Origin of the sequence: Hymenobacter sp., assembly GCF_031398885.1 — a bacterium.
Taxonomy (GTDB): Bacteria; Bacteroidota; Bacteroidia; order Cytophagales; family Hymenobacteraceae; genus Hymenobacter.
This window is the reverse complement of sequence record NZ_JANNOD010000054.1, coordinates 54,140-76,339: the sequence shown is the minus strand read 5'-3', so window position 1 is coordinate 76,339 and position 22,200 is coordinate 54,140. Positions and strand designations below refer to the sequence as shown.

The following is a 22,200-nucleotide window of genomic DNA, read 5'->3' as shown; positions in this document are numbered from 1 at the left end:
TACGCTTACGCTTAATGAAGACTGAGGAATGAGGATTGAGGAATGCGCAGACGTAACTTCATGTCGTGCTTGCCGAGACATCTCGCGTGCAGCTGTAATCAAAACCGGCGCACGATTGGATTGCCTCCCCACGCGAGATGTCTCGGCAAGCTCGACATGACTTCCGTCTGCGCATTCCTCATTCTTCATTAAGCGTAAGCGTCCACGCGCAGCGTCTGGGCGTAGCGCTATCTTGCGGCCCCAAAACCTACCTGAGCTCGCATGATACTTCGTTTTTCGCTTCCTTACCGCACTGTTTTTGGCCAGCGTTTGGCCGTGTGCGGCTCGCATCCTGACCTGGGCGGTTGGCAGTTGGCCGGCGCGGCCCTGATGCAGTACGACGAGGCCACCACCTGCTGGAGCCACGAGCTGACCGTGGCCGATGCCGCCGACGAGCTTACCTATAAATACGTCCTGCTCGACGCCAACACCGGCGGCGCGCAGTGGGAGTTTGGCCCCAACCGCGCCGTGGCCTACGCCGCCGCCCGCGCCCAGCGCCTGCACCTGGCCGACTACTGGCGCGCCCCTGCCCAGCCCGAAAACGAGCTGCTAACCGCCGCCTTCACCAAGGCCCTGTTCCGCCGGCCCGCGCCGGCTGCGGCCTCCGCTTCCAAGGCCAAAAAGGCCAAAGCCAGCGCTTCGGCTGCCGCCCGCCTAACGGCAGAAACGGCCCTGACCACTGACAACGAGCAAACAACAACTAACGCCCCGGCCGCCGGCGACACCGTGTTTCGCCTCCTGGCGCCCCGCGTGGCGCCGCAACACGGGCTTTGTATCCTGGGCTCCGACCCCGCGCTGGGCGCCTGGGACAATACCAAAGCCCTGGTCCTGACCGACCGGGACTACCCGACCTGGGCCGGCACCGCCCGGCTGGCCCGCCCCGCCGAGGACTGCCTGTATAAATACGCCATGTGGGACGCCCAGGCCGGCCACGCTCTCGATATGGAAGGCGGCGCAAACCGCGTGGTGCCCGCCACCGCCGACCACACCGCCGCCCGCGTGTTCAACGACGAGGGCTACCGCCACCCCGATGCCTGGCGTGGCGCCGGCGTGGCACTGCCCGTTTTTGCCCTGCGCAGCGCCAGCGGCCTGGGCGTGGGCGAATTTTCGGACCTGAAGCTGCTCACCGACTGGGCCGTGCAAACCGGCCTCAGGCTGGTGCAGATTCTGCCCATCAACGACACCACCGCTACCCACACCTGGGCCGATTCGTACCCGTACGCGGCCATTTCGGTGTTTGCGCTGCACCCGCAATTCATTCACCTCGAAGGCATTGCGGCGCTTAACGACAAAAAGGCGGCGCGCGAGCTGGCCCAGCTCAGGCAGGAGCTCAACGCCCGGGACTTCGTGGACTACGAGCCGGTGATGGCCGCCAAGTGGAAGTTTCTCAAGCTGCTGTATCAGCAGGAGAAAGCGGCTTTTTTGGCCGACCCCGCCTACCGCGAGTTTTACGCCAGTCAGGCCGACTGGCTGGTGCCCTACGCCGCGTTCTCGGCCCTGCGCGACCGGTTCGGCACCGCCGATTTCCAGCAGTGGCCCACCGAGTACCGCACCCCGCACGACCTGAACGCCCTCACCGCCGAAACCGCCGCCGACTACGACGCCTACGGCCTGTTCTTCTTCACCCAGTTCCACCTCGACCAGCAGCTGCGCGCCGCCGTGGCCTACGCCCGCAGCCGCGGCGTGGTGCTCAAGGGCGACCTGCCCATCGGCATCTACCGCCACTCCGTGGATGCCTGGACCCAGCCCGAACTCTACCACCTGGACCGCCAGGCCGGCGCCCCGCCCGACGACTTTTCCACCACCGGCCAGAACTGGCGCTTCCCCACCTACAACTGGGAGCGCATGGCCCAGGACGATTATAAGTGGTGGAAGCAGCGCCTGGGCCACCTCAGCCGCTACTTCGACACGCTGCGCATCGACCATATCCTGGGCTTCTTCCGCATCTGGGAGATGCCGATAGCGTCGGTCGAGGGCCTGCTGGGGCACTTTGCGCCGGCCCTGCCGCTGCACCGCCACGAGATTGAGCGCCGCCTCGGCTGGTTCGACTACAGCCGCTTGTGCGAGCCCTACATCCGCTGGCACATGTTGCAGGATATTTTCCAGGGCGAGGCCCAGGCCGTGTTCGACGAGTACCTGGACGACGCCAGCTACGGCCGCATTCACCTAAAGGAACACGTCAACACCCAGCGTAAAATTGAAGCCTACATCGCGGAGAAGTTAAAAGTGAAGAGCGAAGAGTTAAAAGCAGGGGAGAACCTTTTAACTCTCCACTCTTCACTTTTAACTGAACTCGCGGACTACTTCGCCTGGCTGCAAACGGGTCTGTTTAAGCTCGTGAACGAGGTGCTGTTTGTGCCCGCCGGCGACGATTTTTACCACCCGCGCATCACCCTCAACAAAAGCTACTCGTTCCGGGAGCTCGACCGCGACGAGGACCGCCGCCGCCTCTACGACGACATTTACGTGGACTTTTTCTTCCGCCGCCACGAGGAATTCTGGCGCCAGCAGGGCCTCGTGAAACTGCCGCCCGTGCGCTACGCCACCGACATGCTCATCTGCGGCGAGGACCTGGGCATGGTGCCCGCCTCCGTGCCCGGCGTGATGCGGGAGCTCGGCATCCTGGGCCTGCACATCCAGCGGATGCCCGCCAACCCCGAAACCGAGTTTGGCCACCCCGCCACCGCGCCCTACCTGAGCGTGGTCACGACCAGCAGCCACGACATGAGCACCGTCCGCGGCTGGTGGGAAGAGGACCGGGTGCGCACCCAGCGCTACTTCGAAACCATGCTCGGCCACTGGCGCGAGGTGGCGCCGTTCTACTGTGAGCCCTGGGTGGCGCGCGAAATCCTGGTGCAGCACTTGCACTCGCCCGCCATGTGGGCCATCTTCCCGCTGCAGGACCTGCTGGCAATGGACACCGGCCTGCGCCGCGCCAACCCGCACGACGAGCAAATCAACATGCCCGGCAACCCCGCCCACTTCTGGAAATACCGCCTGCACCTTCCCCTGGAAGAGTTGGTCGACGCCGCGGGCTTCAACGAGCCGCTGCGGGAAATGGTCCGGGCCAGCGGCCGTTAGCTCACGGCCGCCCGCAACCGCTACCCCAACCAAACGGCCCACTTACGCGCTTGCTGACCGCGGCTGAGCGGCCTTGCCTCTGGCAGGGCTGCTCAGCCGCGTATTTGTATGCGGCCGCGGGACCTTGTAATCAAGAGGGCCCCGCGCGGAACAAGTCAGCCTGGCGCTCCACATAAGCAACCCAGCGCAAGCAGTCAAGATACCCTAATAATTTATTGCTGACGGAATGGATTTTATGAAAAAACCAAGGTCAGTATTCTGCCTGGGTGAACCAGGCTTGTGGTCGATTCTAGCAATAACATTATTTTTTCAAGCTTAAATTATCAGTCGGCGCCATTTCGTGACGGTAGGACTTTAGCGCATCCTTCATTCGATTGGTTGGGGCAGGGGTTTCGTGGGTCGTTTTAGTTTGCTACTACGGTTCCGCGCCATTCACTGGGGCGAGAGGCCCACTCGTCTAATATCCCCATTCCCGTCTTGGGTCCAATTCTACTTTTGAGGACGTTTTTTCCTCATATCCACGGCTGGTACTTTTTTAATCCTTCTTCACTTATTTTATGACAACACTTTTACGTCGATTTGCCTTACTTCTTGGCTTATTCGTCTTGTTTATTAGTAGCAAAGCTTGGGCACAGACTTCTCCTTTTCTGGGAATAACTCCCACTACGGCCGCTGCTGTAAACGTCGGGGCCACGCTGACGCTGACGATTAACACGACCAACACGGGTTCGGGAACCAACGCCGCCACCAACGTGGTGCGCACGGTAACGGGCTTGCCCACGGGCTTGACCGGAGTGACTTTTGGTGGTGCTGGCTCCGCCAACGCCGTCTACGACCCGGGTGCCGGCACGGTGTCGTTTACCGGCGGGCCCTACAACCTGGCCAAAAACGGGAATACGCTCAACTACACCATCTCCTTCGTTGTCCCTGCTGGTACTGCCTCCTTTACGGCGGCAGTGCTGGCTTCGGCCGCCAACGCTACCAACGCGGGCGGACTGGTGACCGTCAGCCGGGTGGTTACGGTCAACAGCACGCCAGTGGCCAACAACGACGCCGCCACCGTTTCTTACAAATCCACGGCGCTAGTCAACGTGCTGGCCAACGATGTGGCTACTCCCGGCAATCCTAACCTGACGACGGTATTCCTCAGCGCCGGTACGGGCACTCCCACCACCAGCCGGACCTACACCGATGCCAATGGCGTGGTGTTCACGGCCAACGGTACTACCGGCAATATCACCTTTACCAACCCCAACAACTTCGTCGGCACCGCCACGGTCGGCTACAACTTCAAGGACCGGGGCACTCCGGTGCAGACCTCAAACACGGGAATATTGACCTTAACGCTGACCAACGCGGCCCCGGTGGCCGAGGACCGCACCAACGTCACGGTGAATGCCAACGGCACCACGACCACGCTAAACCCCAACCTGTCCGCCATCGATGCGGACGGCGCGGGGTCGTTGTTGTCGTACCAGATTACGTCGGTGCCCGCCACGGGTACGCTCCAGCAGGGCGGCACGGTTATCACCGCCGGCAACGTCCCCTACACCGTGCTGGTCGCCAATATTGGCAGCCTGACCTACACGGCCCCGAGCGGGGCGTCGGGTTCGGTTAGCTTTCAGTACCGGGTGACGGACAATGCCGGCGCCCAGAGCGGCCCGGCCACCTACACCATTCCCCAAAACACCAGCCAGGCTGATTTGGGCACGACGCTCGCGGCCAGCGTCGCCCTGGGCGGGCCCCTCATCACCACGGCTCCGGAAGGCAGCCTGCTCTACTACACGGCCACCACGACCAACAGCGGCCCGGTGGCCGCCACCAACGTCGTCATCACCATTTTCCTGCCGACGGGCCTGACCGGCGTGTCGCTTTCCAACAGCGGCATTTACAACGCCGCCAACGGCCGGGCTACTTTCCCAGCCGTTGGCCTGGGCGTCGGCGCCACCTTTTCGCGCAACATCGCCTTTTCGATGCCGGGCAGCACCGTTAACGCTACCGCTTCGGCCGTGTCGGGGCAGTCGGACCCCAACCCCAACAATAACATTGGCGCCACTTTCACCAACCCCACCCAGGCGGCGGACGTGAGCGTGGCCATCAACGGCCCGACGCGGGTGCTTTCCAACCAAGCGGTGGTTTATTCGGTGGTCCCCACCAACATTGGCCCCAGCACCGCCACCGGGGTCGACCTGCGGGCGCAGCTGGCCACGGGGCTGGCCGGCGTGGTGGCCTCGGGCCCCGGCGCGCCGGGCTCCGGCGCCTACAACGCCGTGACGGGGGTCGTGACCTGGCCCCTCATCAACTCGCTGGCGAACGGGGTCAGCCTCGTGTACACGGTGCGCTTCAACTCGCCCACGGCTACCGGGGGCACCATCACGGCCTCCGCTTCGGCCACCAGCACCACCGCCAACGGCGACCCGGTGGCGGTGAACAACGACGGCACCGCGGCGCAGTCCCGGATTACGACCCAGGTGGTGAGTGCCGCGGCCACGCTGCTGTGCGTGGTGCCCGGGGCCGACGGCGACGCCAACCCGCTGCCGTCCGGTTTCAATACCTACTTCCCGGGGGTGGGCACGGCGGCCACGGCCGCCACCAGCCTCACGCTGGGCCCGGCCGCGGCCGGCGCCGCTACCACGCCCATCGTGGCCGGCGACCTGGTGCTTATCATACAAATGCAGGGCGGGGACATTGACAACACCAACGCCGACGCCTACGGCGACGGCGTGAACGGGGACAATCTGGCCGCCGGGGTAATCCTGAACGCCAACTTCACGGCGGGGGTGTACGAGTACGCCATTGCCGACAACACGGTGGGCACGGCCGGCGGCACGCTCCAGCTCACGCAGGGGCTGAGCTTCGGCTACGTCTCGGCGGTGGCCACGGCCACGAGCGGCCAGCGGCGCTTCCAGGTTATCCGGGTGCCGCGCTACCGAAACGTAACCCTCAACGCCAACGTCACGGCCCCGCGCTGGGACGGCCTCACCGGGGGCGTGATGGCGATGGACGTGGACGGCACCCTGGACCTGGCCGGCTTTAAGCTGGACATGGCCGGCCGCGGCTTCCGCGGCGGTGCCGGCCAGCAGCTAGGCGGCGCCGGGGGGGTGGTGTCGACTTCGTACCGCAACAGCGCCACGTTAAACACCAGCGCCAACAAGGGCGAAGGCACCACCGGTACGCCGCGCTACCTCAACGACAACGGAACGCGGCTCGACACCCGGGCCAGCGGCCTGCTGCCGGCCGGCCTGAGCGACGGCTACCCCAGCGGCGACCGCGGCCGGGGCGCGCCGGGCAACGCCGGCGGCGGGGGCACCGACGGTCGCCCTTCGGCCAATGACCAGAACACCGGCGGCGGCGGCGGCTCGAACGCGGGTCGTGGCGGCGTGGGCGGCAACGGCTGGGATTCGAACTCTTCCACGGGCGGCTACGGCGGCGCGGGCTTCACGCAGGCCACGGCCAGCCGCATCATCATGGGCGGGGGCGGCGGGGCCGGCACCACCAACGACGGCACGGTGAACAACAACTTCACGGCTTATCCGGCCAACGTCGGCATCGCGGCCGACGGCTTTGCCTCCTCGGCCGCCGCGGGCGGCGGCATCGTCATCATCCGGGCCACCACCGTGAGCGCCAACTCCGGCACGATTGACGTGAGCGGCAACTCCATGAACTTCGTGCCCAACAACGACGGCTCGGGCGGCGCGGGCGCGGGCGGCTCCGTGGTGCTGCTCTGCAACGCCTCGGACGGCAACGCCAACAGCCCGGTGCTGCAGGGCATCACCATCCTGGCCAACGGCGGCGCGGGCGGCTCCAACACCGGCGGCGGCTCGCCCCACGGCCCCGGCGGCGGCGGCGCGGGCGGCGTCTCGTTTACTTCTTCGGTCACGAACGCGGCCTCCTCGCTCACCCCGGGCCCCAACGGCACTACGTTCGGCTTCGCTACTTACGGCTCGGGCGTGGCCTCGGCCTCGCTGGGCCAGGGCCTGAGCAGCATCACCCGGGCCGACGTGCCCAACGTGGTGGTAGGCTGCCCAGCCGACGTGATGACCACCATTTCCTCCAGTGCTACGGCTAATGTGCCGACGAACACGGCCACCCCGAACTCGGCTGTGACCTTCACCGCCAACACCGTCAACAACGGGCTGGGCACGGCGCGCAACGTGCAGGAAACCATCACCATCGACCCCAACCTGGCCAACGTGCAGCCGAATGGCCAGTCGAGTTTCACGACCAGCCCCACCGGCGTGCTCACCTTCGCCGACGGCACGACCTACAACCCCGGCACCGGCGTGGTAACGTTCCCGGCCGTGGCGGTGCTCGTCAACGGAGCGACGCTGGTAAATGCCCTGACCGGCCTGCCCAACCGCGTGCTTTTCTCGATGCCGAACCAGAACGTGCTCGGCACGGCGGCCTCGCGGTCGAGCGGAGACTTTGACCCCCGCTTGGCCAACAACGACGGCTCGCTGCCGGCAGCTAACATCCGGGTAACGGCCGTGAACAGCATCGCGGGCACGGTGTTCGACGACGTGAACTATGGCGGGGGCTCCGGCCGCGACCTGGCAACCGCCGATGCGTCGGCCGTGGCGTCGGGCTTCGCCGCCGGGGCGATTGGTAGCGCCGGTACCCGCGTCGAGCTCTACAATAGCTCGAATGCGTTCATCGCCGCTACCACCACGGGGGCCGACGGCCGCTACGGGTTTTCGGGCGTGCCCGTGGGCACCTACACGGTGCGCGCGGTGAGCTCGACGGTGAAGTCCGTCCGCAACAAAACGGTGACCGGGCTGGTGCCCGTGCAGACCTACCGCACCAACGAAGGGGCCCCCGACCCGGAGCGCGTGGGCGGCGAAGACCCAACCAAAGTGGACGGCCCGGCCAACTTCAGCAGCGTGACGCTGCGCCTGGCCGGCCTCAACCTGAGCGGGGGCGACAACACCGCCTTCATCGACCAAGTGGAAATAGTGGATGCCGGCAACAGCGTGGTGGCAACTGCCTTGTTCAACAGCAGCTTCGAGACGCCGAACGTGGGCAACGGCTTCATCTACGGCCCAACCGGCGTCGACGTGGCCTGGACGTTTGCGGGCAATTCCGGCATCGCGGGCAACGGCAGCGGCTTTGGGGCCCCGGCCGCCCCGGCCGGCTCCCAGGTGGCCTTCCTGCAGTTTACCGGCTCGGCCGACCAGGCCCTGACGCTGAGTCCGGGCACCTACTCGGTGCGGTTCAAGGCCACGCAGCGCAACCAGGGCGGCCAGACCAACGACCAGACCGTGGCCGTGCTCATCAACGGCGTTGAAATTGGCCGGGTGCAGGCGCCCAACGACGGTGTTTTCAACACCTACTCCGGGGGTTCCTTTACTGTCGGGGCGGTGAGCGGCAGCGTCGTTACGCAGAGCGTGGCCCCGCTGACCCTGGCGGGCGCCGGCGCCACCGGCGTGGACTTCGGCTTCAACTTCGACGCCGTTGTGAACACCAACGACACCGGCCAGGGCTCGCTGCGGCAGTTTATTCTTAATTCCAACGCGCTGGGCAATGGCAACCTCGACCAGGCCGCGAGCTCCAACGCCGGCGGCACCGACCCGGCCCCGGGGGTGGAGACGAGCATCTTCATGATTTCGAACGGGGCGCCGCGCAACGGCCTGCGCGGCGGGCTGACCAACCAGCTCCCCGGCGGCGTGGCCGTCATCGCGCCCAACACGGCGGCCAACGGGGCCCTGCCCGCTTTCACTGACCCCAACACCGTGCTCGACGGTACCACGCAAACCCTGAACGTGACCAACACCAACAACGTGGTGTTGGGCGCGGGCGGCAGCGTGGGCAGCGGCTCGGGCACGCCCTTGGCCCAGGTCAACGGCCCGGAAGTGCAACTGACCGGTACCCCCGGCCAGGCCAACTCCACCTACGGCCTGACCCTGGCTGCTTCCAACCTCACGGTGAGGGGCCTGGCGGTGCTGGGCTTCGGCAACACAGGCGCCACCGGCAGCGGCAACCTCAGCGGGGCCAACATCTACGTAACCGGCACGGCCACGACCGGCCTGCTCATCACGAACAACGTCATCGGCACGGGGGCCACGGCCTTTCCAACCACCGGCGTGGACCCGAATACGAACCTGACCCGGAGCACCGGCAACGGCGTTTTGCTGGCCGGCTTCGCCACCGGGGGGTTTGTGTCGGCCGTCATCAGCAACAATCTGATTGGCTACCACGGGGCCAGCGGGGTGGAGAACTTGGCCAACGGCACGGAAAACAGCGTGCTCATCACGGGCAACGAAATCCGCAGCAACGCCCTGCTCAACGCCACCGCCGACGGGGTGCACCTGGGTACGGCCGGGGGCACTGTGCGGAACAGCCTGATAATTGGCAACCGCGGCTCGGGCGTGGACTTCGCGGGTACCAATGGGGCCGGCCTGGTCACGGGCAACACCATCAGCGGCAACGGCACGGGCGGCGCCGAAACGTCGGGCGTGCGCGCCTTTGGCCAGGGCAACACTATTAGCCTCAACGTCATCACGGGCAGCGCCGGCAACGGGGTGCTGGTGCGCGCCGGTACCAACGCGCCCAACGTGCAGGGCACTACGTTTATCAGCCAGAACTCGATTTTCAACAACACCCGGCTGGGCATCGACCTGCTGAACACCGGCGACAGCGAAACCGCGGGTATTGTGACGCTGAACGAGACGGGCGACGTCGACGGCGGCAGCAATGGCTCGTCGGTCATTGGGGGCAATGGCCTGCTCAACTTCCCGGTGATTGCGCAGGCCCGCATCAACGGCCCCAACCTGCTGGTGCGCGGCTACGCCCGGCCCGGCGCCCGCATCGAGCTCTTTGCCGTGGGCACGGCCGACGCGTCCGGTTTTGGCGAAGGGGCCACCTACCTGACCGCAATCGTCGAAGGCAATAGCAACGCAGCCAACGGGGCGGTGGACAGCGACGCCCGGACGGCGGCCTACAGCGGCCTCGTCAACGGCATCAACCAGGGCGCCGACAACACCCAGCTCTTCGTGATGAGCATTCCGCTCGCTTCACTGCCCGGCGGGGGCAGCGGTTTGGCGGGGGCCGTCCTCAGTGCCACGGCCACCCTCGCGGGCGTGGGCACGTCGGAATTCTCCGGTGTGGTTACCGTTGGCAGCGGCCCGCTGCCGGTGGAGCTGGTGTCGTTCGAGGCCCGGGCGGTGCGCAACATGGACGCGGCCCTGGTGTGGCGCACGGCTTCGGAAAAGAACAACGACCACTTCGACGTGGAGCGCAGCCTCAACGGCACGGATTTCGTGAAGTTCGAGGAGGTGAAAGGCCAGGGCACCTCCTCGGCCCCGACGGACTACGCCCTGACCGACTCGGGCATCGGCGCCAAGGTCAGCGGCCCGGTCTACTACCGCCTCAAGCAGGTGGACGCCGACGGCACGAGCGCCTACTCGCCCGTGCGCACGGTGGCCTTCATTAGGGCTGCCGCGGCTCCGGCCATTGGCCTGTTCCCGAACCCGGCCACGGCCGCCACGCAGCTGGACCTGAGCCAGCTGCCCGCTGGCTCCTACCAGGTGCGCGTGCTGGACGCCACGGGCCGGACAGTGCTGAGCACCCGGCTGACGGCGGGCCGGGCGCACGCCCTGGACCTGAACACCATCGCCAGCGGCACCTACACCGTGCTGGTGCGCGGTACCAACGGGGGCCAGGTCGTGAATCTGGCCAAGCGTCTCATCAAAGAATAAGGCCGCCGCCGGTTCGCCGGCAAATGCAAAAGGCCCTTCCCGTTCGGGAAGGGCCTTTTGGCGTTGTAATGGTTTTCGGGCCAGGGTATATTTCGGAAGGAGTTAAGAGCTGAAATTCTAACCGCACGCACCCTAACTTTTAACCCTCAGCTTTTAACTTCTTCCGAATAGAACGCGAAACGTAGAACGCGAGACGGCGCTAAGTGCCCGCGGCCGGGCGCAACCTCCGGGCGGGCGCTTGGGTTAGCACGTTTGGGTTCTGCTCCAATTTCAGTCAGCCTGATGCATCACGACTACGACGTACTCATTATTGGCGCGGGCAGCGCCGGGCTCACGGCGGCCCTCACCCTGGGGCGCTGCTTACGCCGGGTGCTGGTGGCCGACGGCGGCCCCCCGCGGAACGAATGCTCGCCCGGCGTGCACGGCTTTCTGACGCGCGACGGCATCCGGCCCGCCGAGCTGCTGCGCCTGGGCCGGGAGCAGCTGCGGCCCTACGACACCGTGGAAGTCGCAGGCTTGCGCATCGATTCGTTGATTCGGCAGGGCCGGGGCTTCTGCGCCACCGGGAGCAGCACCGCCGACGATGCTTCCCGCACCGTGACGGCCCGGCGGGTGCTGCTGGCCACCGGCGTGAGCGATGTGCTGCCGCCGCTGCCGGGTTTCCGCGAGCTGTGGGGGCGCGGGGTGCTGCACTGCCCGTATTGCCACGGCTGGGAGGTGCGCGGGCAGCCCCTGGCCGTGTACGGGCGGGGCCGCACGGTGACGGGCCTGGCCCTGCTGGTCAGCCGCTGGAGCCGCGACATCGTGGTGGTGACGGACGGCGCTGGCCACCTCACGCCCAACGCCCGCCGCCGCCTGCGCCGGGAAAAAATCAGCGTGGAGGAGCAGCCCGTAACGCGCCTCATCGGCTCGGCGAGTCGCGACTTGCGCTGCGTAGTGTTTGCCGACGGCAGCCAGCTGGAGCGGGCGGCGCTTTTCCTGCACGCGCCCCAGCACCAGCGCAGCCCGCTGGCCGCCGGCTTGGGTGCGCGCCTGACCAGCAAAGGCGCCGTCTGGGTCAGCTCGGGCTTGCAAACGTCCGTCCCGGGCCTGTACGCCGCCGGCGATACCACGCCCGGTACCCAGCAAGCGCTGCTGGCGGCGGCCGGGGGCAACAAAGCCGCCATTCTGATTAACGAAAGCCTGACCAGGGAAGAGTGCCCGCGGTAGGACGCTGCGCTGAATGAGCAGTGGGCCGTGAGCAGTGGGCCGTGAGCAGTGAGCAGAAGGAACGTCATGCTGAGCTTGCCGAAGCATCTCGCCCGCTTCGTTGAACCGAATGTCAGCGCAGCTAACGATTGGATTACTATCACACGCGAGATGCTTCGGCTGCGCTCAGCATGACGTTCCTTCTGCTCACTGCTCACTGCTCACTGCTCACTGCTCACTGCTCATTGCTCACTGCTCACTGCTCACTGCTCATCAAGCGCAGCGTAAAATCACCGCGCCAGCTGGGCCAGTACTTGCAGGGCTGCGCGGGCGCGGGTTTTCACGGTGGCCAGCGGAACGCCGAGCTGCTCGGCAGTCTCGGCCTGGGTGCAGCCGCCAAAATAAATCAGGTCAATTACCTCGCGCTGCCGGGGCTTGAGCCGCAGGGTAAGCTCGCGCAGACCAATGTGTTCGGGGTTGAAGGTGGAGGGCGCCCGGGCCCGCTGGGCGCCGGTCACTTCCAGCGACTTATTGCCGTTGTGAAACTGGTAGCGCGGACTCCGCAGCGCGTCGATGGCTTGGTTGCAGCACACGCGCACCATCCAGGTAAAGAGGCGGCCGCGTCGGGCATCGTAGCTGGCAATGCTCAGCCACACTTTGAGCAGGCCTTCCTGCAACACGTCCTGGGCCAGCGCCTCGTTGCGCACCACCCGCAGAATCACGGTGAGCAGGTTGCCCGCGTACCGGTCGTGTAGCACGCGCAGGGCTTGCTCGTCGCGGGCTATTAGCCGCTGCACCAGTGCCCCTTCGTCCGTCGCGGCGGGCAACGCCAGAGCTACCTTCATAATCGAACAGCAAGGAAAGAATCGGTCGCTGGCCAAAAGCCAGAAACAGGTCTTCGGTGAATTACTGGACAGGAATAGTAGCTGGTTGCTTATAGAAAAGAGAGTTGGTGGCGGGTACGTGAAGGGGAATAGGGGCCGTTGAGCTGGCTTAAAATGGATTTACAGAACAGCGGCAAGGCAAAATCTTACGGCATATTTTCATGATTGGATTGTCTCGTCAAGAACTTGTTGTTGAAAGCAGGGGACTTCGCTGCTCGTAAATACTCAACCGTAGCTGCGGGGGGACGGCCAGGGGCTGGGGCTTAGGCACGGCCACGTAGGTTGTCAGACCCGGTTTCGGGTAGGCTTAAAAAGCCGGAAAGTAACCGCGATGAGTAGCTGCCATTGCCGGGCCATCCGTAGAGCAAGCCGGATTATTTCACCAGCTTATGCCCTCAACCATTGTTGCCTTGCACTACTGGGCCGGCGCCGGCCGCGAATTTGATTTGTTGCGCCCCTTGCTGGCTCCTGGCACCGAGCTGCTGGCGCCCGACCTGCCCGGCTTCGGCCAGCAGGCGCCGCCGCCGGGGTTCGGCTATTCGGTGGGCGCCTACGCCGATTGGGTGGCTGAGTACGTGGCGCGGCGCGGCCTGACCGAATTCACGTTGCTCGGGCACAGCATGGGCGGCAAAATAGCCCTGGCCCTGGCGGCCCGCCGGCCCGCCGGCCTGCGGCGGCTGGTGCTCTTGTCGCCCTCGCCGCCCACGCCCGAGCCGATGACCGACGACGACCGCGCCGCCGCGCTGGCCGCCCACGGCGACAAACAGGCCGCCGAGCAGACCTTCCGTAAAATCACCCAGCAGCCCCTGCCCGAGGCCCAGCGGGCGAACGTCATCGCCGACAACCTGCGCAGCAGCCCCGCCGCCTGGAATGCCTGGCTCCGGCACGGCTCCCGCGAAGACCTCACGGCCCAGCTTGGCGCGCTCGCGGGGCCGTGCCACCTGCTGGTGGGCGCCGACGACCGCGCCATCACGCCCGCCACGCAGCAGCAGCAGACGCTGCCGCTGCTGCCAGCCGGCACGCCGTTCACGGTGGTGCCCGGCGCGGGCCACCTGCTGCCCCTCGAAGCCCCGGCCGCAGTGGCAGCTCATTGTTAGTTGTCAGTTGCTCGTTGTCAGTTGTCAGTTGTCAGTTGTCAGTATGTGCTGGCAACTGACAACTGACAACGAGCAACTGACAACTAACAATGCGCCTATTCCAATGCCCGGCTCCGAAAGAGGATGAAGCCCAGGTGCCCGTAAACGCCGAACCGCTCGGCGGCATCGTCGTAAAAGCGGCCGTGAATGGCCAGTGGGCCCACCGGTGTCTGAAAAATAACGCCCGTGCTGGCTGTCAGGCGCGGCCGTTCGAAACCGTCTTGGCGGACGGCTTTTTGGCGCTCGTTCTGCGCCAGCGGCTGGGCGTTGACGTGCACGTAGGCTTCGGAGCGCCACTCCAGCTTGCCCAGCACCGGCAGGGTGTAGCGCAGGCCGGCCGCCGCGTAGCGGGCCGAGCGGTAAGCGTCCAGGAACAGCGTGCGCGAGTCGGGCAGCGGGGCAAACACCGGGGCGGTGGTCTGCGACGAGCGGTAGTTGGAGAACGTGCCCTGGCCGCTGGCCGTGAGCTCCACGAAATAGCCCCAGGAATGATGGTCGCCCTTCAGCTTGTAGTACCGCTCGGCCGTGGCCCGCAGCTGCACCCACTGGTGGTGCCGCGAATTGGCCGCCACTACCGACGTGGAGCCGGGGGTGAAAATAGCCGACCCCGTCACGGCCCGCACCGTGCCCACCACGCGCAGGCCGGCAGTGGCGTACTGCTTGCGGTTGAGGGTGTTGCGGGCAAATTGCACGGCCGCCGTGCCGCCCCGAAACACCGTTTTGTCGAGCACGTCGGCGCTGTTGATGGTCGTCGAGTTCGTGTAGAAGTCGCGGGTGGTGAAGGCGCCCGCGTCGAGCACCACCCGGCTGCGGTAGTTGGGGCTCACGCCAAACTGCGCGCCCAGCTTGGTGTCCTGCTGCCGGATTTGGGTGCTGAACACGTCGCGGCCCAGCAAGCCGCCGCTGTTCTGGTAATCCCACTGATTGTAGGTGATGGTGGGCTCCACGTAGAAGGGAATGCGCCCCGGCACGTTGATGCGAAACGAGCCCTGCGCGCTGTTGTAGAAGCGCCCCAGGCTCACGTTGGCCGCGGCGGTGTAGAGCAGGCGCCGCAGGTAGCGGTACTCCAGCCCCACGTACAGGTTGTCAATTGGCCGGTTGCTGAGCACGAAGCCCACCTCGGCGGCCACGTTGTTGTTGCGGCGCGCGTCCACGTTGAACACGTAGCCCTTCTGCTTGTCGTCGTAGCGAATGCGGGGGTAGATGTTCTTGAAAAAGTCGTCCGACGCCAGGCGGTAGTAGCCCTCCTCCACGTCGTCGATGGTGTAGGTGCGGCCCTTGCGCCGGAAAAACTGCGCCGCGTACCGGTTCTGGTCCTCGCGCAGGCCGTTCACGCGCACCTCGGTGAAGCGCGGGGTGGGCGCCCCGTCCTGAAACGCCCGCCGCCGCTGGCCCAGCGTGAGGCTGTCCACGCGCCGGCCAATGCGCTGCTTGATGAGGGCCATCTTGAGCTGGGCCGCCGTGTCGCCGATGGCAATCAGGGCCTGCACGCGCTCGAAGTCGGCCCCGCCGTAGCCCTCCAGGTCGGGCTGAATGAAAACGCCGTTTTTGCCCACGCTCAGCGTGTCGGCCACGTTGGCGCCCAGAAACAGGATGGTGCTCGTGAGCAGCGCGTCGTCATTTTTGAACGGATATTTCTTGTACGCGACGTCGCCCACGTTCACCCCGATGATGACCTCGGGGGCAAACTCATTGCGCATCACGTCGGTGGGAAAATTGTTGTACACGCCCCCGTCGAAGAGGTAGCGCCCGTCGAGGTTGCGGATGGGGCGGAAGGCCAGCGGCACGGCCATCGAATTGCGCACGGCGTCGGAGATGGAGCCGCTTTTCTGCACCACCTGCTTGCGGGTGAACACCTCCGCCGCCAGGCAGCGGAAGGGCACGAACAGCTTGTCGAAGTCGTAGTCGGCCCGCGCGCCGGCCGGGGCCAGCAGCTTGGCCAGGGCAAAGTTCAGGTTGAGGTCGTTGACCAGGTTGGTGCTCACCCGCGCGGTAAACGAGGAGTCGATGGCCACCCCCAGGCGCAGGGCCGACGGCGAGGGTTCGGCCGTGAGGTAGTTGAACGTTTTGTCTTCGAGCTGCTTGCCGCTCACCCAGTACTGAAACTCCGGCGTCAGTACAATCTGCTCAATCTCCGCGGGCGAGTAGCCCGCCGCGTACATCGCCCCAATCACCGAGCCCATGCTCGTGCCGATGATGTAGTCAATCGGAATCCGGTTTTTCTCCAGCTGCTTGAGCACCCCGATGTGCGCCAGCCCCTTGGCCCCGCCGCCGCTGAGTACCAGCCCCACTTTCTGGGCCTGGGCGGGAAAAATGAAAAAGCCGGCCAGTAGCAAGGCCGGCAGCACGCGCGAGAAAAAAAGGGGCATAGAAAGCAGGGAAGGTTGGCCGTTTGAGCAGGGGCGCCGGCCAGCCGCGTACGGGCCGGTTACGGCGCAGGTTGTGCGCACACAAATGACGCACCACTTTTCACGCTTCCGGGCAGTGGGCCCGCCGATTTCGGGCGCGGCGAGCATTCAAGAACCCGGCAAATGCGCCGCTATTTTGCCTTACATTTAGGAAGTGCTTCGCCGGAGCTGTGTGCAGCCGGCCTCTACCCGCCTCCAACCCATGAAAAACTTCTCCGCGTTGGCCATCGGCCTGGCCGGGTGTCTGCTGGCATCGGCGGCCCCGGCCCAGAACTACCGGCCCTTCCGCCCGGCCTTCACGTATCAACTCAGCGAAGCCGCTACGGCCGGCGACACCACGTACCTGCTGCGCCTGGGGGCCGGCCAGCTGCAGGGCGGCGACTCGCTGTTTCGGTTCGACCGGCGCACCAGCCGCGGCAGGGTCAACCCGGCGCAGGGCAACTGCGGCGCTTACGTGGAGCGGCCCGACAACCTGTTTGGAGCCACGCTGCGGGTGCGGCCCGGCGCCGAGTACGTGCTGGCCGCCGCCAACGGCCGCACTTTCACGCTGCGGCCTCGGCAGCCGCTGGGCCAGGCCTGGGCGGCCACGTCGAGCGGCCTCACGGCGCAGGTCACGGCCCGGACGCTGGGCACGGTGCTGGGGCAGGCGGATTCGCTGGCCGTCATCACCCTCTCCGACGGGGCGGTGCTCACCCTCAGCCGGCGCTTTGGCTGGGTGAGTGGCCCCGCCCTGGGCCGCTACCTCAACCCGCGTCTGCCGGCGGCCACCCTCACGCTCACGGCCTTGCCCGAGCTGGGCCTGGGCACGGCCCAGTTCGGAGCCTTCGCGGTGTACGATTTTCAGCCCGGCGACGTGTTTTTGCGGAAGACCACCTCCTCCGCGCCCTTCGGCCTGTCGTGTGGCCCGACGCAACAATGGACCCGCGACAGCATCCTGAGCCGCGCCCTTAGCCTCAACGGCGACACGCTGCGCTACCAGGTGCGCAGCCGTACCTTGGTCCGGTCCTGCACCAGCGCCGTGGCCGTGCTAAGCCCCGCGTTGGTGAGCACCCTGCGCATTACCCGCACGACGGGGCAACTGGACCAGCCCACCGGTTTCTGGGGGACGAGTGCCGCTTCGGGCCCGGCGGGGCGGGTGCACCTGCCCGCTTTTCGCACGGCGGACTACGGCGGGCGGCCCGTGCAGCGCCATTTGGCGTACGAGCAATGCAACGCCGCGGCCGCGGACACCGTCTCGTTGCGCGACATGGCCAGCCGTGATTTTGGTCTTTATATTTCGACGGCCCCCGGCCTGGGCCAAACGCGGGAGGAGTACATCAGCTTTATGTCCGACCTTACCGTGCTGCTCGGCTACCGCAAGGGCACCGAAACCTGGGGCCAGCTCACCACCTTTGCCCAGCTGCTGCCCACGCGGCGCGGCCAGCCCGCCGCCGGCACCGCCGCCGCCCCCAACCCCTTCGGCCCCGAACTGACCGTGCGCCTGACCCTGGACCGCCCCCGGGCCGTGGCCACCGAGCTGCGCGACGCCCTGGGCCGGGTGGTGCTGCGCCGGCCCGCGCAGCCGCTGGGCGCGGGCCCGCGGCAGCTGGTGCTGCCCACGGCGGGCCTGCCCGCGGGGCTGTACACCCTGCATCTGTACCGGGCCGGGGAGGGCCGCCCCGAGGTGCTGAAGGTGGTGAAAGCCGAGTAGCGGAGCGCGCCGGCCAGCCGGTTAGCGGGGCGCCGGAGCCGACGTCAGTGAAACGGCCGTTTCTTTAGCATTCCGCCCACGGCGTCATCAATGCGGTGCTGCAGGAGGAAAGCCTTGGGGTCGAGCCGCCGGACTTCTTCGCGGAGCCGCGGCAGCTCCAGGCGCGTGACGACGGTGAAGACGATGTCCAGGTCTTCGCCCTGCTCGCCGCGCTTGCCGTAGCCGCTGCGGCCCTTGTAGAGGGTGACGCCCCGGCCCAGGTGGTGCGTGATGACGTGGCGGATGGCGTCGCTGTGCTCCGAAATGATGGTGACGCCGGTGTACTGCTCGATGCCGTTGAGCAAAAAATCCAGGGTCTTGGACGCGGCCACGTAGGTGAGGATGGAGTAGAGTGCCTCGTTGACGCCGAGCACGAAGGCGGCCGCGCCGAAGATGAACAGGTTGAGCACCAGCACCACGTCGCTCACCTTCAGCAGCGGGGTGTGCCGGCTCACGAGCAGGGCCACGATTTCGGTGCCGTCGAGTACCGCCCCGCCGCGCATGGCCAGCCCGATGCCGGCGCCGATGAACACGCCGCCGAACACGGCCGTGAGCAGCAGGTCGGGCGTCACGTCGGGGTAGGGCACCACGGCCACGCACAGGGCCAGGCCGGCAATGGCCAGGGCGCTCCGCACCGCGAAGCCGGGCCCCATCTGCCGGTAGCCCAGCAGCAGAAACGGCAGGTTGATGAACAGTAGCCCCCAGGCCAGGGGCAGGTCAAAAGCCGCCGCCAGCAGCATGGACACGCCCGTGACGCCGCCGTCGATGAAGTGGCTGGAGAGGAGAAACCCTTTCAGGCCCATGCCGGCGCTCAGGATGCCCGCCACCACCAGCGCCGTGTTTTGCAGCCCGCGCAAGGCGCGCGCCACCGGGGCGCCCGACGGCGGGGCCGCGCCGGGGTCGCCGGGTTGAGAGCGTTTATTCAGCAGCAGCACTTGGGAAAACAGCATGGACGGGGGCGGGGCCGGCCGGCCCACCACGGGCGGCGGGCCGGAGCGCCAGGGTCCTTTAACGCGCGCTGGCGCCGTTGGGTAGGCCGGACCCCAAGACCGGGCCGCTCCATAACCAGGCCGCCCGGTTCTGAGGCCGCTCCCTTATTTTTAGCAGCCGTTTGGCGGCTGCTTTTTTCAACCCGTTTCCCTTCCCCCGCGCATGGCCACCCTCGACCCCGGCATTGGCGAAAAATTCTCGCGCCGCACCAAACGGGCCATCAACCACGACGGCACTTTCAATGTGCGGCGGCGCGGCGGCCCCCACCGCCACGACCCGTTTCAGTGGCTCATCACCATGGCCTGGGGGCCGTTCATCGGCGTGGTAGTGGTGTTTTTTGCCCTGCTGAACACGTTGTTCGCGCTGGTCTACCTGGCCCTGGGCCTCGAAAGCCTGCCCGGCGTGGAACCACCCGGCAATTGGTTTCAGGACTACCTGAGTGCGCTGTACTTTTCGATTCAGACCTTTACCTCCGTGGGCTACGGGCACGTGTACCCCGGCAGCAACGGCACGGGCTTCGTGTCGAGCCTGGAGGCGCTGGTGGGCGTGCTCACATTTGCGCTGGCCACGGGCCTGCTCTACGGGCGGTTTTCGCGGCCCACGGCCCGCATTCAATTCAGCCGTACGGCCATCATCACCCGCCGGGCCGACGGCACGCCCAGCCTGCAGTTCCGCATCGCCAACCAGCGCTCCAACATCCTCATCGACTTGCAGGCCCGGGTGCTGTTCAAAACCACCGAGGCGGCCACCAACGACCAGAAGTACGCCTTTTTGCCCTTGGAGCGTGATTCCGTCAGCTTCTTTCCCCTCAGCTGGACCGTGGTGCACGACATTACCCCGGAGAGCCCGCTGCACGGCCTCGGCCCGGCCGACTACGAGCGGCTGGACGCCGAAATCATCGTCCAGCTGAAAGGCTACGACGACACTTTTGCCCAGGACGTGCACGCCCGCAATTCTTACACCCACGACGAAATGGAGTGGCACCGCCGCTTTGTCCGCGCCTACGAGGTGAACGAAAACGGCATTGCCGTGCTCGACCTGGACCAACTGCACGAAACCGAAGCGCTGGACGCTGACGCTGCGCTTCGTTCAATGAGGAATGAAAAGTGAGCAATGAGCAAAAGGAACGTCATGCTCATCTGGCGTCCGCACAGCCGAAGCATCTTGCTCGGGGTAGTAATCTAATCGTTCAATGAAGCGGGCGAGATGCTTCGGCTGCGCTCAGCATGACGTTCCTTTTGCTCATTGCTCATTGCTCATTGCTCATTGCTCATTGCTCATTGCTCATTGCTCATTGCTCATTAAGCGCAGCGTCCAGCTTCCGTCATTCGTCGTGGCCCGGCGCGGCCAGCGCGGGCGAGGCGGCCGTTTCCTTGGCTTCCACTTCCAGCCGCTGCTGCTCCTTAGCCGAGGGCGTGCGGGGCAGTTGGTTCAGGTCGGGCGAGCCGCCGTCGACCCAGCACGTGAACCAGAAGGCGCCGATGAGGGCCGCCGCGTAGCGCATCTGGCGCTCTACTTGCCCGTTGAGCCGGGCGTGGTAGGCCCGGCTGAACTCGCGCGAGTACGTGCGGATGGTTTGGGTGCCGCGCTGCTCGTAGCCAAACTTCTGGTCCCCGGGGTACTGGGCCGTCAACTCCCGCTCGAAGCGCAGCACCGAGTCCACGGCGGCGTGCGAGCGGACGACCGCGCCCCAGATGGCGTCGCTGGGCCGTTCCAGGTACTGCGCCTGGCCGCTGAACAGGTCGTAGTCAGTGCTCAGCAGTTCGGGCAGGCGCGACTCCCACAGGCCGTGGATGCCGCGCTGGCCGGTGAGCTGGCCGTTGTAGTTGCGGGTGGTGTGCAGCGGCACGCAGGCGTCGGCAATGTAGTGCCCCAAGTCGGCCGAGAGGCGTAGGATGCGGTCGGTGTCGCGGGCCTGGAAGGCGGCGGTGAGCTGGTTTTTCATGCTCACCACGTGCCAGGGCACAATGCCGTGGCGCAGCAGCGAGTCTTCGCCGTAGCGGGCCACGGCGTCAGCGTAGCGGCGCGGCAGCTTATACGCGGCGCTGTCGCCGTAGCGGTCCACGTCGAGGAAGTGCCTGGGGGCCTCGCCGGGTATTACCATGCGCCGCGAGTCGGGCCGGGTGGCGTTAGCGGTCAGGTAGTCGATGTTGGCCTTGTAAAAGCCCACCATGGCCGGCGGCAGCGTGTACACGGCCAGCCGGTTGAGCAGCCGGTGCCCAAAAAAGCCCCAGGCCTGGGCCTGCCGCGCGCACAACACCAGGGCCGCCGCGAGCAGCAGAAAGAGTAGCGGTTTTTTCATGAGGAAACCGGCTTCCGTTGCAAGCCCGCCCGGCAATTTACTCCGAACAGATTGCATTCCGAAGCCGCCAACAAAAAGGCCCTCCGCGGCGAGCGAAGGGCCTTCTTACGGCAACGGCTGCGGCTCTTACTCCACCACGCGCACGCGCACGGCGGTCGACACCAGTTGCCGGCCGTCTTCCAGCGTGAGCAGGAAATAGTAGGGCAGTTGGTTGGGGTTCTGGGGCGTGAACGACGCGTTGGGCGCCACCACGGCGGGCTGTCCGGCCGCGCCCGGCCCCACGCGGGCGCGGTAGGCCGTGTACCGGTCCAGGCTGGATGCGAACGTAATCTGGTTGGTGCCATTGCCCGCAATGGGCACCAGGCGCGTGCCCGCGGCGTCGTAGTTGAAGCTCAGGGCGTCGGCGCCTTGCAGGTTGGCCAGGCCAGCGGTGCCGGTCGTAATCTTCGTAATTTCCCGGATGATGCCCTTGCCGGCCGGAATTTCCAGCACGATGGTGAACGGCCCGACGACGCCCGCGCCCGGCGTGTTTTTCACCGAAGCCGTGACGATGGGAAACCGCTCGAAAAACTCCTGGTTGGGCACCGTAACTGGCACGTCCGCCACGCTGTCCTGGAGTGGCGAGAGGCTGTTGTCATCGTACTCCTTTTTGCAGGAGAAGGCCCCCAGCGCAAGCAGGCTGAGAATGAGGAAACGAGCGAGTTGCTTTTTCATGAGAAAGAGTCGAAATGCAAGCTGAGAGAAGGGGC

Annotated in this window: 11 protein-coding genes; 6 read left to right on the top strand and 5 right to left on the bottom strand. The window is 66.1% G+C overall.

The genetic code is table 11. The features are described from left to right. Positions 1-261 precede the first annotated feature (261 nt). The 3 genes from RMO51_RS10715 (at position 262) to RMO51_RS10705 (ending at position 12,023) form a co-directional block, all read left to right on the top strand. Positions 262-3,120: a 4-alpha-glucanotransferase gene (locus tag RMO51_RS10715; RefSeq protein WP_310394510.1), complete on the top strand. Its 2,859-nt coding sequence runs from the start codon at positions 262-264 to the stop codon at positions 3,118-3,120. A gap of 557 nt (positions 3,121-3,677) precedes the next feature. Further along, positions 3,678-10,814, top strand: coding sequence for an Ig-like domain-containing protein (locus RMO51_RS10710; RefSeq protein ID WP_310394508.1), 7,137 nt, complete (start codon positions 3,678-3,680; stop codon positions 10,812-10,814). A gap of 282 nt (positions 10,815-11,096) precedes the next feature. Then, a complete protein-coding gene (locus RMO51_RS10705; RefSeq protein ID WP_310394507.1) occupies positions 11,097-12,023 on the top strand; it encodes an NAD(P)/FAD-dependent oxidoreductase in 927 nt (308 codons plus the stop codon). 269 nt (positions 12,024-12,292) lie between these two features. Here RMO51_RS10705 and RMO51_RS10700 read toward each other — a convergent pair whose 3' ends face one another. Next, positions 12,293-12,847 (bottom strand): sigma-70 family RNA polymerase sigma factor, encoded by a 555-nt coding sequence (locus RMO51_RS10700; RefSeq protein ID WP_310394505.1) that lies wholly within the window; start codon positions 12,845-12,847, stop codon positions 12,293-12,295. Positions 12,848-13,275: 428 nt separating this feature from the next. On the opposite strand from RMO51_RS10700, the gene RMO51_RS10695 reads away from it, so the two are divergent. Beyond that, positions 13,276-13,983: an alpha/beta hydrolase gene (locus RMO51_RS10695; RefSeq protein ID WP_310394504.1), complete on the top strand. Its 708-nt coding sequence runs from the start codon at positions 13,276-13,278 to the stop codon at positions 13,981-13,983. 95 nt (positions 13,984-14,078) lie between these two features. Here the strand turns inward: RMO51_RS10695 and RMO51_RS10690 are convergent, their stop codons facing one another. Further along, positions 14,079-16,391 carry a patatin-like phospholipase family protein gene (locus RMO51_RS10690; RefSeq protein WP_310394503.1) on the bottom strand — a complete coding sequence of 771 codons (2,313 nt, stop codon included), beginning with the start codon at positions 16,389-16,391 and terminating at the stop codon, positions 14,079-14,081. Between the two features lie 241 nt (positions 16,392-16,632). Between RMO51_RS10690 and RMO51_RS10685 the strand changes: the two genes are divergently transcribed. Continuing rightward, a complete protein-coding gene (locus RMO51_RS10685) occupies positions 16,633-18,120 on the top strand; it encodes a hypothetical protein (protein ID WP_310394501.1) in 1,488 nt (495 codons plus the stop codon). 44 nt (positions 18,121-18,164) lie between these two features. Here the strand turns inward: RMO51_RS10685 and RMO51_RS10680 are convergent, their stop codons facing one another. Then, a complete protein-coding gene (locus RMO51_RS10680) occupies positions 18,165-19,109 on the bottom strand; it encodes a YitT family protein (RefSeq protein WP_310394499.1) in 945 nt (314 codons plus the stop codon). Between the two features lie 202 nt (positions 19,110-19,311). Here RMO51_RS10680 and RMO51_RS10675 point away from each other — a divergent pair, with 202 nt between their 5' ends. Continuing rightward, on the top strand, positions 19,312-20,259 hold the full coding sequence (locus RMO51_RS10675; RefSeq protein WP_310394497.1) for an ion channel: 948 nt from the start codon (positions 19,312-19,314) through the stop codon (positions 20,257-20,259). Between the two features lie 214 nt (positions 20,260-20,473). Here the strand turns inward: RMO51_RS10675 and RMO51_RS10670 are convergent, their stop codons facing one another. Further along, positions 20,474-21,451, bottom strand: a complete 978-nt coding sequence (locus RMO51_RS10670; RefSeq protein ID WP_310394495.1) for a zinc dependent phospholipase C family protein — start codon at positions 21,449-21,451, stop codon at positions 20,474-20,476. A 126-nt stretch (positions 21,452-21,577) separates the two neighbouring features. Further along, the gene (locus RMO51_RS10665) at positions 21,578-22,165 is read right to left on the bottom strand and encodes a hypothetical protein (protein WP_310394493.1); all 588 of its coding nucleotides are present in this window, start codon (positions 22,163-22,165) and stop codon (positions 21,578-21,580) included. Between the last annotated feature and the right edge of the window lie 35 nt (positions 22,166-22,200).